Annotated in this window: 10 protein-coding genes, 1 tRNA gene and 1 pseudogene; all 12 read left to right on the top strand. The window is 73.0% G+C overall.

Annotated features, from left to right (window positions below; all coding sequences use genetic code 11):
• Positions 1-520 precede the first annotated feature (520 nt).
• The 12 genes and pseudogenes from dnaN to FHL80_RS25180 all read left to right on the top strand — a co-directional run bounded on the left by dnaN (position 521) and on the right by FHL80_RS25180 (position 15073).
• On the top strand, positions 521-1681 hold the full coding sequence (gene dnaN, locus FHL80_RS02595; protein WP_138731906.1) for a DNA polymerase III subunit beta: 1161 nt from the start codon (positions 521-523) through the stop codon (positions 1679-1681).
• A gap of 133 nt (positions 1682-1814) precedes the next feature.
• Positions 1815-2768, top strand: a pseudogene (gene gnd, locus FHL80_RS02590) (phosphogluconate dehydrogenase (NAD(+)-dependent, decarboxylating)); the annotation flags it as partial.
• 51 nt (positions 2769-2819) lie between these two features.
• A complete protein-coding gene (gene recF / locus FHL80_RS02585) occupies positions 2820-4016 on the top strand; it encodes a DNA replication/repair protein RecF (protein WP_138731904.1) in 1197 nt (398 codons plus the stop codon).
• Complete coding sequence (locus FHL80_RS02580; RefSeq protein WP_138731903.1) at positions 4009-4509, top strand: DciA family protein; 501 nt, start codon at positions 4009-4011, stop codon at positions 4507-4509. Before recF ends, FHL80_RS02580 begins: the two co-directional genes overlap by 8 nt.
• A gap of 30 nt (positions 4510-4539) precedes the next feature.
• The gene (locus FHL80_RS02575; RefSeq protein ID WP_138731902.1) at positions 4540-5382 is read left to right on the top strand and encodes a hypothetical protein; all 843 of its coding nucleotides are present in this window, start codon (positions 4540-4542) and stop codon (positions 5380-5382) included.
• Entirely contained in the window at positions 5265-7169 is a 1905-nt protein-coding gene (locus FHL80_RS02570) for an ABC transporter ATP-binding protein (protein ID WP_246078411.1), read from the top strand. The genes FHL80_RS02575 and FHL80_RS02570 overlap by 118 nt, the downstream gene beginning before the upstream one ends.
• Positions 7170-7257: 88 nt before the next feature.
• A complete protein-coding gene (locus FHL80_RS02565) occupies positions 7258-8661 on the top strand; it encodes an APC family permease (protein WP_138731901.1) in 1404 nt (467 codons plus the stop codon).
• A 280-nt stretch (positions 8662-8941) separates the two neighbouring features.
• Complete coding sequence (gene gyrB, locus FHL80_RS02560; RefSeq protein WP_138731900.1) at positions 8942-10978, top strand: DNA topoisomerase (ATP-hydrolyzing) subunit B; 2037 nt, start codon at positions 8942-8944, stop codon at positions 10976-10978.
• A gap of 121 nt (positions 10979-11099) precedes the next feature.
• Entirely contained in the window at positions 11100-13568 is a 2469-nt protein-coding gene (gene gyrA, locus FHL80_RS02550; RefSeq protein ID WP_138731899.1) for a DNA gyrase subunit A, read from the top strand.
• Between the two features lie 156 nt (positions 13569-13724).
• On the top strand, positions 13725-14681 hold the full coding sequence (locus tag FHL80_RS25185; protein WP_216870365.1) for a DUF3566 domain-containing protein: 957 nt from the start codon (positions 13725-13727) through the stop codon (positions 14679-14681).
• A 58-nt stretch (positions 14682-14739) separates the two neighbouring features.
• Positions 14740-14813, top strand: a tRNA-Ile gene (locus tag FHL80_RS02540).
• 116 nt (positions 14814-14929) lie between these two features.
• Entirely contained in the window at positions 14930-15073 is a 144-nt protein-coding gene (locus FHL80_RS25180) for a DLW-39 family protein (protein ID WP_216870364.1), read from the top strand.
• The last annotated feature ends 12 nt before the right edge of the window (positions 15074-15085 follow it).

Raw genomic sequence — 15085 nt, 5'->3', positions numbered from 1 at the left:
GGGGGTCCGTCCGCAGGTCCCGGGCGGGGTGCCGACCCGTGACGCCCTGTCACCGTCCGTCGGTCGCGCGCGCCGGCCGACTCGTCGTCCCCGCCGTGTCCACATGTCGACCCGTGGACCGGTGGACGCCCGCCGACGTGCCCACCGGGTGGGGACGGACCTGGGTGTGACCAGGGGATCGGCGGTGGAGACCGACCGGTGACGGTGCACAGCTGTCGAGTTGTCCACGTGTCGACACAGGGACACGGTCATCTGCCCACAGCGGGCCAACAGGGCCGTTTCCGGGCTGACCAGCGGAAAGGGGCCCGATCCCCAGGGTCCACAGCCGTGATGAAGAAGATGAAGTACTTCTCCCAGGATGTCCTTGAACCACATTCTGGGTGGGGACGCGGCTCCAGAGCACTGCTCTCAGGAGAGGGGCTGGCCACGCAGGGGGTCGCTCGGGAGAGGATGAGCGCCGCAGCCGCACCGGAGGAGCCGGGCGGACGAGCAGCGCACGTCGGCAAGGGGTGGGTCTGAGATGAAGTTCCGGGTGGCACGAGAGGTGCTCGCCGAGGCCGTGGCGTGGACGGCGCGCAGCCTGCCGCCGCGTCCGTCGGTGCCGGTGCTCGCCGGGATCCTGCTGGAGGTCGAGGGCAGCCAGCTGTCGGTCTCCGGCTTCGACTACGAGGTCTCGGCCCGCTCGGAGGTCGACGTGCAGTCCAGCGAGGGCGGCCGCACGCTGGTCCCGGGCCGCCTCCTCGCCGAGATCACCCGCGCCCTGCCGCCGCACCCGGTCGACGTCGTCGCGGAGGGCGCCCGGCTCGCCATCTCCTGCGGCAACGCCAAGTTCAGCCTGCCGACGCTGCCGGTCGAGGACTACCCGTCGCTGCCCTCGCTGCCCTCCACCGCGGGGACGGTCGACAGCGACGCCTTCGCCGAGGCGGTGAGCCAGGTGGCCGTGGCCGCCGGCCGCGACGACACCCTGCCGATGCTCACCGGGGTCCGGCTGGAGATCGAGGACGACCTGGTCACCCTCGCCGCCACCGACCGCTACCGGCTGGCGGTGCGCGAGTTCGCCTGGCGGCCGGAGTCGTCCGGGCTCTCCGCGGCCGTCCTGGTGCCGGCCCGCACGCTCGCCGACGCGGCCAAGACGCTGACCAGCGGCCCGGAGGTCACGCTGTCGCTGTCCTCCGGTGGCTCCGGCGGGGGCATTCTCGGCCTGTCGGGCAAGGACCGGCAGACCACCACCCGGCTGCTGGACGCCGAGTTCGTCAAGTACCGGGCGATCATGCCCAGCGAGTCCGCGTCGTTCGCGACGCTGCCGGTCGGGCTGTTCACCGACGCCGCCAAGCGCGTCGCCCTGGTGGCCGAGCGCGGCACCCCGCTGCGCTGCGAGTTCACCCCCGGCCAGGTCACGCTGCGCGCGGGTGGCACCGACGACGAGGGCCAGGCCGAGGAGCGGTGCGACGTCGAGTTCGACGGGGACCCGCTGACCATCGGCTTCAACCCGACGTTCCTGCTCGACGGGCTGGCTGCGGTGCACACCGACCGGGCCCGGATGGACTTCACCACCGCGCTGAAGCCCGCCGTCCTCTCCGGGGTGGCCGAGCCCACCTCCGACGCCGGCGACAGCGGCAAGCCGGCGGAGCGGGGCGGCAGCTACCGCTACCTGATCATGCCGGTGCGCCTCCCCGGCTGACGCTCGCCGAGGCCGGGTGTGCGGGGCGCGGACGGGACGAGCACGATGAGGTTGCCGGGCCCCGCAGTGCAGCGCGCGCCCACCGAGACCTGCTGCGGACGACCGCGGCACACGAGCGAGACATCGATCTGAGGAGCGGGACGTGCAGCTGGGGCTGGTCGGGCTGGGCAAGATGGGCAGCAACATGGCCGAGCGCGTGCGGCGCGCCGGTCACGAGGTGATCGGGTACGACCGGGCACCGGGCGGGCGGGACGTCGACAGCCTGCAGGGTCTGGTCGACGCCCTCGAGGCGCCCCGGGTGGTCTGGGTGATGGTCCCGGCCGGGGACCCGACCCGGGCGACGGTGCGCCAGCTCGGTGAGCTGCTGAGCCCCGGCGACGTGGTCGTCGACGGCGGCAACTCCAAGTTCACCGAGGACAAGGTGCACGCCGAGGAGCTGGCCGAGAAGGGCATCGGCTACGTCGACGCCGGGGTCTCCGGTGGCGTGTGGGGCCTGCAGAACGGCTACGCGCTGATGGTCGGCGGCTCCGCGGAGGACGTCGCGAAGGTCCAGCCGGTGTTCGACGCGCTCAAGCCGCCGGCGCCGCACGACGAGCAGGGCAACGAGATGCCCGGCGTCGGTTTCGTGCACGCCGGTCCGGTCGGCGCCGGGCACTTCTCCAAGATGGTCCACAACGGCATCGAGTACGCGATGATGCAGGCCTACGGCGAGGGCTACGAGCTGCTGGCGGCCGTCGACCTGGTCGAGGACGTCCCCGGTGTCATCGCCTCCTGGACCCAGGGCACCGTCATCCGCTCCTGGCTGCTGGACCTGCTGGTCAAGGCGCTGCAGGAGGACCCGGGCCTGGACAAGATCACCGGTTACGCGGAGGACTCCGGCGAGGGCCGGTGGACCGTGGAGCAGGCCATCGAGCACGCCGTCCCGATGCCGGCGATCTCCGCGTCGCTGTTCGCCCGGTTCGCCTCCCGGCAGGACGACTCGCCGACCATGAAGGCCGTCGCCGCGCTGCGCAACCAGTTCGGCGGGCACGCCGTGCACAGCGTCGACACCCGGGGCAACAACCCGGTGGCCGAGAAGCCGGCCTGATGACGGACCCCCGTGCCCACGGGGGCCGCTCCCTCACGTCACCCAGCTGAGGTGTACCTCCGGCACCTGCAGGTCGGTCAGTTCCGCAGCTGGGAACTGGCCGACCTGGCGTTGACGCCCGGCCCCACCGTGCTGGTCGGCCGCAACGGGCAGGGCAAGACCAACCTGGTCGAGGCCGTCGGCTACCTGGCCACGCTGGGCAGCCACCGGGTCTCCGCCGACGCTCCCCTCGTGCGGCACGGCGCGACCCAGGCGGTGGTGCGGGCGGCACTGCGCAAGGACGAGCGGGAGCTGCTGGTCGAGGTGGAGATCAACCCCGGCCGGGCCAACCGGGTCCGGGTCAACCGGGCCCCGCTGACCCGGCCGCGGGACCTCCTCGGGCTGGTCAGGACCGTGCTCTTCGCGCCCGAGGACCTCGCGCTGGTCCGCGGCGACCCGGCCGAGCGCCGCCGGTTCCTCGACGACCTGCTGGTCAGCCGCACGCCGCGGCTCGCCGGGGTGCGCAGCGACTACGACCGGGTGCTCAAGCAGCGCAACGCCCTGCTGAAGACGGCGAAGCTGGCCCGCGGCAACGCCCTGGCCACCCTCGACGTCTGGGACGGGCACCTGACCGACCTCGGCGGGCAGCTGCTGGCCGCACGGCTGCAGCTGGTCGCCGACCTGGCCCCCTACGTCGCCGACTCCTACGCCGGGGTCGCCGGCCCGGGCGCAGACCGGGCGGCGCTGGGCTACAGCAGCACCGTCCCGCTGGCCGGCGACGGTGCGCCCGTGGACCCGGCGCGGGCCCTGCCCGGAGCCGAGGAGCTGTCCGCGGCGCTGCGCGACCGGATCGCCGAGCGGCGCAAGGACGAGGTCGACCGGGGCATCACCCTCGTCGGCCCGCACCGCGACGACCTGGTGCTGCACCTCGGTCCGGCACCGGCCAAGGGGTACGCCAGCCACGGGGAGTCCTGGTCGTTCGCGCTGGCGGTGAAGCTGGCCTGCTTCGCCCTGCTGCGGGCCGAGGGCGACGACCCGATCCTGCTGCTCGACGACGTGTTCGCCGAGCTGGACGCCGGCCGCCGGTCGGCCCTGGCCGAGGTGGCCGGGAGTGCGGAGCAGACGCTGATCACCGCCGCCGTCGCCGAGGACGTGCCGGCGGCGTTGCGCGGCACCCGCGTGCAGGTCGCTGCTGGCACGCTGCAGGTGCTGGCCGACGGCCGGCGGGACGACGGGGTGCGGCAGGACCAGGAGGTGCACGGTGGCTGAGGAACGACCGGCCCGGCCCTCGGACATCGCCCGGGCGGCGCTGGAGGCCGCACGCGCGGCCTCGGCCGCCCGGCCGCAGCCCACCCGCCGGCGGGTCGCCGGCCCGCGCCGCCGCTGGACCGGACCGGGACCGGGGGCGGACGACCCGCAGCCGCTCGCCTCGCTGGTCGACGCCCTCGTCGCCCAGCAGGACTGGACGGCGCAGACCAAGGTCGGCGCCGTCTTCGGCCGCTGGGACGCCCTGGTCGGCCCGGACATCGCCGCGCACTGCCGGCCGGAGTCGCTGAACGAGGGCGAGCTGCTGGTGGTGGCCGAGTCCACGGCCTGGGCCACCCAGCTCCGGCTGCTCGCCCCCTCGATCCTGGGTCGGCTGCGGGCCGGCGTCGGCGGGGACGTCGTGACCACGCTGCGCGTTGTGGGTCCGACGGCACCCAGCTGGAAGAAGGGCCCGCGCACGGTCCGCGGCCGCGGACCCCGGGACACCTACGGCTGACCAGCGCACGACGAGAAGGAGCACCCGGCGATGAGCACCCCGCGCGACCGCGACGGAGACGCGTTCGACGACGGCCGGGCCGACGGCCCTGCGGGCTGGCAGGAGCCGGCGCACCTCGGCGGCGGGAAGGACACCCCGGACAGCTGGCGGCCCGCGGGCTGGGACCTCCCCGCCGCCGAGCCCGATCGCCCGAGCACCGAGCAGCCGGCCGCCCGGCAGCAGCCGTGGCAGCCGCCGGCGGCCGACCAGCGCACGTCCGACGCACCCGACCTCACCACCGGGCAACCGATCATGGTCCCGCCCGCCGATCCGTGGGGCACGCAGGCCTGGGCGATGAGCGTGGGCTGGGTGCTGTCCGACGGCACCGCCCCCGAGGACGCCGCGCTGACCGCGCTGGCCTCCACCGCCCCGGTGCGCCCGGGCCGGGAGGACCGGGCCGGCCACGTACTCCGGGGCCGCGGGAACGGGCTGGACCTGGTCGCCTTCGACATCGTGTCGCCGGTCGGGCGCCAGGGGGTGGTCACCCACGCGGTCACCGCCGCCCCGGTGCTCGGCGAGGTCCCGGCGTTCCGGCTCTCACCGGCGCGGATGTGGCGGCACGGGGTCGGCGGGCTCGTGCAGGTGCCCAGCCCCGACCCCGAGTTCGACCGTCGCTGGGTGCTGCTCGCGGCCGAGGACGGCCCCCAGGTGCGCCGGCTCGTCGAGGACCCGGTGGTCCGTCAGCTGCTGCTCGGCAGCGACGACGGCGACGAGCTGTGGTCCGCGGTGGGCTTCGTGGCCGCCGTCCGGCCCGACGGCAACCGGCCGCAGCTGATCGAGCACCACGCCCGGCTGCTCGCCGCGGTCGTCGGCGCGCTGGCGGCCGCGACCTGAGCAGCGACGCCGGCGCGAGCGCGGAGGACCGGCCGGCCTCCGCCGGGCTGCACGAGCTGCTGCCGCTGCTGCGCCCGCACCGCGCCGCCCTGCTCGGTGCGGCGGGGCTGTCGCTGGTCTCCGCGGGGGCCGCGCTCGCCCAGCCGGCGCTGGTCGGCCGGGTGATCGGCGCGGTCGGCTCCGGGAGGGCGGTGCTGCCCGGGGTCCTCGCGCTGGTCGTCGTGCTGGTCGCGGCGTCGGTGCTCGGCGCCGGTCAGCGGTACCTGCTGCAGCGCACGGCGGAGGGCGTGGTGCTGAGCACCCGCCGGCAGCTGGTCGACCGGTTGCTGCGCCTGCCCGTCGCGGAGTACGACCGCCGGCGCACCGGTGACCTGATGTCGCGGGTCGGCTCGGACACCACGCTGCTGCGCGCCACCGTCACCAGCGGCGTCGTCGAGCTGGCCGGTTCGGTGGTCGTCGGCGTCGGTGCCCTGGTGGCGATGGCGCTGGTCGACGCCTGGTTGCTGCTGGTCACCGTGCTCGCGGTCGGCGTCGGGGTGACGACCGCGGTGCTCGCCTCCCGCCGGGTGCGCACGCTGTCCCGACAGGCGCAGGAGCAGGTCGGGGCGATGAGCGCCGCGGTGGAACGGGCGCTGTCCGCCGTCCGCACCATCCGGGCCAGCGGGGCGACCGAGCGGGAGGTGGCCACCGTCGGGGTGAGCGCCGAGCGCGCGTTCACCGCCGGCGTCCAGGTGGCCCGGCTGCAGGCCCTGGTGTCCCCGGCCGGCTCGATCGCCGTCCAGGGCGCCTTCCTGGCCGTCCTCGGCCTCGGCGGCTACCGGGTCGCGACCGGCTCCATCGCCGTCGCCGACCTGGTGTCCTTCATCCTGTACCTGTTCCTGCTGGTCATGCCGCTGGGCCAGCTGATCGGCTCGTACACCCAGCTGCAGACCGGCCTGGGCGCGCTGGCCCGGGTGCAGGAGGTGCTCGCCCTCGAGCCGGAGCACGACGACCTGCCCGAGCGGCCCGCCGCCGGCGGGGCGGTGGCGGTGCTGCGCACCCCCCGGGCCGGCGACCCGGTCCCGCTGCTCGAGCTGGACGGCGTGGGGTTCGGCTACCCGGACGGGACGCCGGTGCTGCACGGGGTGTCCTTCGCCGTGCCGGCCGGCAGCCGCACCGCCCTGGTCGGCCCGTCCGGAGCGGGCAAGTCGACCGTGCTGGCGCTGGTCGAGGGCTTCTACCCGCTCTCGGCCGGGTCGGTCCGCTGGGCGGGCACCGACGTGCGCGAGCTGCCCCGGGCGGCGTTGCGCGCCCGGATGGGCTACGTCGAGCAGGAGGCGCCGGTGCTCGCCGGCACCGTGCGGGAGAACCTGCTCCTGGCCGCCCCCGACGCCGGTGACGACCGGTTGTGGCAGGCGCTGGCCGACGTCGGGCTGACCGGGGTGGTGCGCCGCTCGCCCCGCGGGCTGGACGTCGCCGTCGGCGACGACGGGGTGCTGCTCTCCGGCGGGGAGCGGCAGCGGCTGGCGATCGCCCGGTCGCTGCTGTCCCGCCCGGCGCTGCTGCTGCTCGACGAGCCGACGGCCAGCCTGGACGCCCGCAACGAGGGCCTGCTGCGGGACACGCTCGCCGCCGCGGCCGCCGACCGGGCGCTGCTGGTGGTGGCGCACCGGCTGTCCACCGTGGTCGACAGCGACCAGATCGTCGTCCTGGACGGCGGCCGGGTGGTCGCGGTGGGCACCCACCTGGAACTGGTGGACAGCAGCCCGCTCTACCGCGAGCTCGCCACCGCGCAGCTGCTCGTGTAGCGGTTCCACGTGGAACGTGCGCTCCGGTCGACAGCACGGTGCGCGCACAGCACCATCACAGCCACCACCCACCGAGGAGGCGGCACCGATGGCGGACACCGTGCGCACCGAGACCGGTCAGCCGAGCCTCAAGCGGGTGATGGGGCCGGGGCTCCTGCTGCTGTTCATCGTCGGCGACATCCTGGGCACCGGGATCTACGCGCTGACCGGCCAGGTCGCCGCCCAGGTGGGCGGTGTGGTGTGGCTGCCGTTCCTGGTCGCCTTCCTCGTCGCACTGGTCACCGCCTTCAGCTACCTGGAGCTGGTCACCAAGTACCCGCAGGCGGCGGGCGCGGCGCTGTACACGCACAAGGCGTTCGGCATCCACTTCGTCACGTTCCTGGTCGCCTTCACCGTGATGAGCTCGGGCATCACCTCCGCCTCGACCGCGGCCCGGGCGTTCAGCGCCAACGCCGCCGAGGTGTTCGGCCTCGGCATCACCGACGGCATCGGGATCACCCTGATCGGGCTGGCGTTCATGGGCCTGGTCGCGTTGGTCAACCACCGCGGCGTCGGCGAGAGCGTGAAGGCCAACGTGGTGCTCACCTGCGTGGAGCTGACCGGCCTGCTGATCGTGATCGGCGTGGGCCTGTGGGCGCTCGGCGTGGGCGAGGGCAACTTCTCCCGGGTCACCGAGATCGACACCGGCGACCGGTCGCTGATCGGCGGGGTCATCGCCGCGACCGGGCTGGCGTTCTTCGCGATGGTCGGGTTCGAGGACTCGGTCAACATGGCCGAGGAGTGCCACCAGCCGCGGCGGATCTTCCCCAAGGTGCTGCTCGCCGGCCTGCTCGCCACCGGCCTGATCTACGTGCTGGTGTCGGTCTCGGCGATCGCGCTGGTGCCGGCCGACGCGCTCAGCGAGGGCGACACCCCGCTGCTGCAGGTGGTCGAGGCCGGGGCGCCGGGCTTCCCGCTCGGCCTGTTCGGGGTCATCACGATGTTCGCCGTCGCCAACTCGGCACTGATCAACATGCTGATGGCCAGCAGGCTCGTCTACGGGATGAGCAACCAGGGCGTGCTCCCGCCGCTGCTGGGCAGGGTGCACGCCACCCGCCGCACCCCCACCACCGCGATCCTGTTCACCACCGCCCTGGCGTTCGGGCTGATCACCTTCGTCGGCGCGGTGCCCGCGCTGGGCGGCACGACGGCGCTGCTGCTGCTCGGCGTCTTCACCGTGGTCAACGTCGCGGTGCTGGTGCTCCGCACGGACGAGGTGGACGGCGACCACTTCCGCACGCCCACCGTGCTCCCGGTGATCGGTGCGCTGGCCTGCGGGTTCCTGGCCACGCCGTGGGCCGGCCGCCCCACGGAGCAGTACCGGATCGCCGGGATCCTGCTCGGCATCGGCGTCCTGCTCTGGGTGGTGACCGTGCTCGTGCAGCGGCGCACCGGGCGGGCGGCGCCGCCGCTGGACCCGGACCGGTTCACCAAGGGCGGTCCGGTCAACTGAGGAAGGACCCCGTCCTCCCACCCTTCGCAGGCTCGGGGCGGTGCCCTGGACGGGGCCGTGGACGGCGTGTCGGCCCGGAGGCCGACACAGGTGGTACCTGATGTGCCGGGAGGGGCTCTCGCGGGACCTGAGGGCGTGGACGGCGGGTCCTGGCCGCGCTGACCCGGTACTCTGGAGGGGACACACCCCCAGCAGCCCCCTGAGAGCCGTCCTGCGCCGGTCGACGTCTGCGTCGACGTGGTCGCCACGGCTGATCGGTTGCGCAAGAGAAGGGCCCCACGTGGTCGCAGCGCCGCAGAACGAGACCGCCTACTCCGGTAGTTCCATCACCGTCCTCGAGGGCCTGGAGGCGGTCCGCAAGCGCCCCGGCATGTACATCGGCTCGACCGGCGAGCGCGGCCTGCACCACATGGTGTGGGAGGTCGTGGACAACGCCGTCGACGAGTCGCTGGCCGGCTACTGCGACACCGTCCGGGTGACCCTGCTGGCCGACGGCGGCGTGCGGGTCGAGGACAACGGCCGTGGCATCCCGGTCGACATGCACCCGGTGGAGAAGCGCCCGACCGTCGAGGTCGTGCTGACCATCCTGCACGCCGGCGGCAAGTTCGACGGCAAGAGCTACGGCGTCTCCGGCGGTCTGCACGGCGTCGGCGTCACCGTCGTCAACGCGCTCTCCTCCGAGCTGGACGTGACCATCTGGCGCAACGGCACCGAGTGGCACCAGCACTACGTCGAGAACAAGCCGGGCGCGCTCGAGGAGGTCGGCCCCACCAGCAAGCAGGGCACGGCGATCACGTTCTGGGCCGACCCGACGATCTTCGAGACGACGACCTACTCGTTCGACACGATCAGCCGCCGGCTGCAGGAGATGGCCTTCCTCAACAAGGGCCTGAGCATCGTCCTGCGCGACGAGCGGCCCGGTCAGGGCAAGGCCGACACCGGTCTGGCCGAGGAGACCTCCATCGTCGAGGAGGCCCCGGCCCCGGGCCACGAGGACGAGGCGTTCGAGCCGACCGAGGTCACCTACCGCTACGACGGCGGCCTGGTCGACTACGTCACCTACATCAACCGCCGCAAGAGCGCGATCCACCGCTCGGTGATCAGCTTCGCCGCCGACGGCGTGGGCAAGAACGACACCGCGATGTCCCTCGACGTCGCCATGCAGTGGTCCGATGCGTACTCCGAGTCGGTGCACACCTTCGCCAACATCATCAACACCCACGAGGGCGGCACGCACGAGGAGGGCTTCCGGGCGGCGCTCACCTCGATCGTCAACCGGTACGCCAAGGAGAAGGGCATCCTCAAGGCCAAGGACGACGCGCTGACCGGCGACGACATCCGTGAGGGCCTGGCCGCCATCGTGTCGGTGAAGCTCGGCGACCCGCAGTTCGAGGGCCAGACGAAGACCAAGCTCGGCAACACCGAGGTCAAGGGCTTCGTGCAGAAGGTCTGCAACGACCAGATCGGGCACTGGTTCGAGGCCAACCCGGCCGAGGCCAAGGTCATCATCACCAAGGCCGCCTCGGCCGCCCGCGCCCGCCGGGCCGCGCAGGACGCCCGCAAGCTGGCCCGCAAGAGCCTGCTCTCGGTCAGCGGCCTGCCCGGCAAGCTGTCGGACTGCCGCTCGACCGATCCGCGCAACTCCGAGGTCTACATCGTCGAGGGCGACTCGGCCGGCGGCTCGGCGAAGTCCGGCCGCGACTCGATGTACCAGGCGATCCTGCCCATCCGCGGCAAGATCATCAACGTCGAGAAGGCGCGCATCGACCGGGTGCTGAAGAACACCGAGGTCCAGTCGATGATCACCGCCTTCGGCACCGGCATCCACGACGAGTTCGACCTGACCAAGCTCCGCTATCACAAGATCATCCTGATGGCGGACGCCGACGTCGACGGCCAGCACATCACCACGCTGCTGCTGACCCTGCTGTTCCGCTTCATGCGGCCGCTGGTCGAGGCCGGCCACGTCTACCTCGCCGCTCCTCCGCTGTACAAGATCAAGTGGGGCGGCAAGATCGGCATCGAGTACGCCTACTCCGACCGCGAGCGCGACGCGCTGCTCAAGGCCGGTGCCGAGGCGGGTCGCAAGATCCCCAAGGACGACGGCATCCAGCGGTTCAAGGGCCTCGGCGAGATGGACGCCAAGGAGCTGTGGGAGACCACCATGGACCCCGACACCCGGATCCTGCGCCAGGTCACCCTGGACGACGCAGCCGCGGCCGACGAGCTGTTCAGCGTGCTGATGGGTGAGGACGTCGAGGCCCGGCGCAGCTTCATCACCCGCAACGCCAAGGACGTCCGCTTCCTCGACGTGTAATGAAGGACCCCGCGGCCCCCCACCACTCGCAGGCTCGCGGTGGGCCCCTGCAGCGGGGCCGTTCCAGCACCTCACCAGGGCACTTGTCCCCTGCTGTGTATCGACTTGTGGAGAACCAGACGTGACAGAGACCCCCAGCCGCGACCGCGTCGAGCCGGTGGACCTGCAGTACGAGATGCAGCGCAGCTACATCGACTACGCGATGTCGGTCATCGTGGGCCGGGCGCTGCCCGAGGTCCGCGACGGCCTCAAGCCCGTCCACCGCCGGGTGCTCTACGCCATGTACGACCAGGGCTTCCGCCCCGACCGGGCCACCGTCAAGTGCGCCCGCGTCGTCGGTGAGGTGATGGGCAACTACCACCCGCACGGTGACTCGGCGATCTACGACGCCCTCGTGCGGCTGGCCCAGCCCTGGTCCATGCGGTACCCGCTGATCGACGGCCAGGGCAACTTCGGCTCCCCAGGCAATGACCCTGCGGCAGCGATGCGCTACACGGAGGCGCGATTGACGCCGCTGGCCATGGAGATGCTGCGGGACATCGACGAGGAGACCGTCGACTTCCAGCCCAACTACGACGGCACCAAGCAGGAGCCGCTGGTCCTGCCCGGTCGCTTCCCGAACCTGCTGGTCAACGGCTCGGCGGGCATCGCCGTCGGGATGGCGACCAACATGCCGCCGCACAACCTGCGCGAGGTCGCCGACGCCGTCTTCTGGGTGCTCGACCACCCCGAGGCGGAGGCCGAGGAGGCACTCACCGCCTGCATGGAGCGGGTCAAGGGCCCGGACTTCCCCACCCACGGGCTGATCGTCGGCCGCGAGGGCATCGAGGACGCCTACCGCACCGGTCGCGGCTCGGTCCGGATGCGCGCGGTCGTCACCGTCGAGGAGGACTCCCGGGGCCGGGTGCAGCTCGTCGTCACCGAGCTGCCCTACCAGGTCAACCCGGACAACCTCGCCGAGGCGATCGCCGACGGCGTCCGTGACGGCCGGCTGCAGGGCATCTCCGAGATCGCCGACGAGTCCAGCGACCGGGTCGGCCGCCGGCTGGTCATCACGCTCCGCCGGGACGCCGTCGCCAAGGTGGTGCTGAACAACCTCTACAAGCACACCCAGCTGCAGACGACGTTCGGCTGCAACATGCTGTCCATCGTCGACGGCGTCCCGCGGACGCTGCGGCTCGACGAGCTCGTCCGGTTCTGGGTGGCCCACCAGGTCGAGGTCATCGTCCGGCGCACCCGGTACCGGCTGCGCAAGGCCGAGGAGCGCGCGCACATCCTGCGCGGCTACGCGAAGGCGCTGGACCAGCTCGACGCGGTCATCGCCCTCATCCGGGCCAGCGAGTCGGCCGAGGCCGCCCGCAGCGGGCTGATGGAGCTGCTGGACGTCGACGAGATCCAGGCGGTCTCGATCCTCGACCTGCAGCTGCGCCGGCTGGCCGCGCTGGAGCGGCAGCGGATCCTGGACGAGCTCGCCGAGATCGAGGCCCGGATCGCGGACCTGCAGGCGATCCTGGACTCCCCTGAGCGGCAGCGGCAGATCATCCGCGACGAGCTCGCCGAGATCGTCGAGAAGTACGGCGACGACCGGCGCACCCAGCTCGTGGCCAACGACGGCGACGTGTCGATGGAGGACCTCATCGCCGAGGAGCAGGTGGTCGTCACGATCACCCGCACCGGCTACGCCAAGCGCACCAAGGCCGACCTGTACCGCTCCCAGCGGCGCGGTGGCAAGGGCGTGATGGGTGCGCAGCTCAAGCAGGACGACCTGGTGCAGCAGTTCTTCGTGGGCTCCACCCACGACTGGATCCTGTTCTTCACCAACAAGGGCCGGGTCTACCGGGCCAAGGCCTACGAGCTGCCGGAGGCCGCCCGCACCGCCCGCGGTGCGCACGTGGCCAACATCCTGGCGTTCCAGCCGGACGAGAAGATCGCCCAGGTCATCCAGATCAAGGACTACTCCGTCGCGCCGTACCTGGTGCTGGCCACCTCGCGCGGGCAGGTGAAGAAGACCCGGCTGACCGACTTCGACTCCCCCCGCAGCGGCGGCGTCATCGCGATCAACCTCCGCGAGGACGACGAGCTGGTGGGCGCCGCGCTGATCGACCCGGAGCAGAACCTGCTGCTGGTGACCCGCAAGGCGATGTCGATCTGCTTCAAGGCCGACGACGCCCAGCTGCGCCCGATGGGCCGGGCCACCGAGGGCGTGCGCGGCATCTCGCTCTCCGACGACGACCAACTGCTGTCGATGATCGTCGTCGCCGAGGGCGTCGACGTGCTGGTCGCCACCGAGGGCGGGTACGCCAAGCGGACCGGCATCGAGCACTACCCCGAGCAGAACCGCGGCGGCAAGGGCGTGCTCACCGCCGACCCCAAGGCCCGCAAGGGCGCGCTCGTCGGTGCGCTGTCGGTGGTGCTCGGCGACGAGCTCTACGCCATCACCTCCGGTGGCGGGGTGATCCGGACCCCGGTGAACGGCGTCCGGCACACCCGGGACCGCGCGACGATGGGTGTCAAGCTCATGAACTTGCCTGAGGACGTGTCGATCGTGGCTATCGCGCGTACGACGGACAACGACGAGCCCGACGCCTAGGGTGGGGCGGATGCCAGACCCGGGTCAGGGACGTCGCCGTCCCAGCTCCAGGCTGTGCAACGACCACGGCAGTGACCGGTCCACCGCCCGCCCGTCAGGCGGTGGACCGGTGGGTGCAGCGACGCGGCCGAGGCCGCTGGGGGACAGGAGACTCAGATGAGCGACCGAGGGCGCAGTTCGGTGCGTACCGGGACCCGGAGCGGTTCCGGCACGTCCGACGGGGTGCCGGAGGTCGCTGCCCCCGTCGACGCCCCCCGCGACCGGGAGGCCGCCCCGTCCCCGGCCGGCGCGACCGTCGTCGGCTCGCCGCCGGCCGGCACCCGTGCGGCGTCCTCCCCGGCTCCGGCCGAGTCGACGGAGAAGCCGGACGCCACCGTGCGGGCACGGATCCCCGACGCCGCGCCCACCCAGGCCCCGGTCTCGACCACCAAGAACCCGGTCTCGACGACGAAGGCCCCGGCCAAGGGTGCGGACGCCCCGGCGCCGCCGGCGGCGCACCCGGTCACGCCGCTGGGTCCCACGGCGACCCCCGCGCCGCCGGTGCCGCCGGTCACCGGGACCAACCGCGCCGTCCGCGGCCAGGGCCCGCTGCCGGTGGACGCGACCCAGGCGGTCACCGTCAGCCCCGTCGCCGCCCGGCCCCCGGACACCTCCTCGCGCCCGGCGACCCGCACCCCGGACGGCGACCGGTCCTCCGCGGAGGCGACCGCCCGGACCGGCAAGGTGCGCGGCGCGGGCCGCGGTCCACGCCGGGCCCGGCTCCAGCTGCGCCACATCGACACCTGGTCGGCGCTGAAGATCTCGCTGGTCGTCTCGATCGCGCTGTTCTTCGTCTGGATGATCGCCGTCGCCGTCCTCTACGGCGTCCTCGGCGGTCTGGGCGTCTTCGACACCCTCAACGACCTCATCGGGCAGCTCAGCAGCTCCTCGGGCGAGGCGGCCGGCAGCGGCGGCGACGTCATCTCGGGCACGGTCGTCCTCGGCGGCGCGGCGGTGATCGGTGCGGTGAACATCGTGCTGCTGACCGCGCTGTGCACGGTGGCGGCGTTCGTCTACAACCTCTGCTCGGACCTCGTCGGTGGCCTCGAGGTCACCCTCGCCGAGCGGGACTAGCAGCAGGACCCCGTGTCGGGGAGCTGCCGACCGCCAGGTAAGCTCCTCCACGGTCCACGGGCCTGTAGCTCAGGCGGTTAGAGCGCATCCCTGATAAGGATGAGGCCGGAGGTTCAAGTCCTCCCAGGCCCACCCGTGCACCGACGGCGGGCGGTCGGCACCCTTCTCCGGGGGCCGGTCTCCCGCCCCCGGACGCCCGCAGCGGTCACCGGAGCCGCGACGGTCACCACCGATCGAGGAGGTCCCGCGTGCTGAAGAAGCTGGCGATGGCAGCGTTGGCTGCCAGTGCCGTGGTCGCCGTCCGCAAGCGCAGCGCCGGCAAGGGCGAGGCCGACCTGTGGGCCGAGGCCACCAGCGGGCCCGACGCGGTCAGCACCCCCCGTATGTCCTGACCAGCACCGCCT

The organism is Modestobacter excelsi (assembly GCF_005930495.1).
In the GTDB taxonomy this organism is placed as follows: domain Bacteria; phylum Actinomycetota; class Actinomycetes; order Mycobacteriales; family Geodermatophilaceae; genus Modestobacter; species Modestobacter excelsi.
This window is presented reverse-complemented; position numbering and strand designations above follow the sequence as displayed.

What these genes read in the sequence shown, in the direction of transcription:
- dnaN (WP_138731906.1), top strand. Translation starts at nt 521, where the DNA reads ATGAAGTTCCGGGTGGCACGAGAGGTGCTCGCCGAGGCCGTGGCGTGG.
- FHL80_RS02575 (WP_138731902.1), top strand. Translation starts at nt 4,540, where the DNA reads ATGAGCACCCCGCGCGACCGCGACGGAGACGCGTTCGACGACGGCCGG.
- FHL80_RS02565 (WP_138731901.1), top strand. Translation starts at nt 7,258, where the DNA reads ATGGCGGACACCGTGCGCACCGAGACCGGTCAGCCGAGCCTCAAGCGG.
- FHL80_RS25185 (WP_216870365.1), top strand. Translation starts at nt 13,725, where the DNA reads ATGAGCGACCGAGGGCGCAGTTCGGTGCGTACCGGGACCCGGAGCGGT.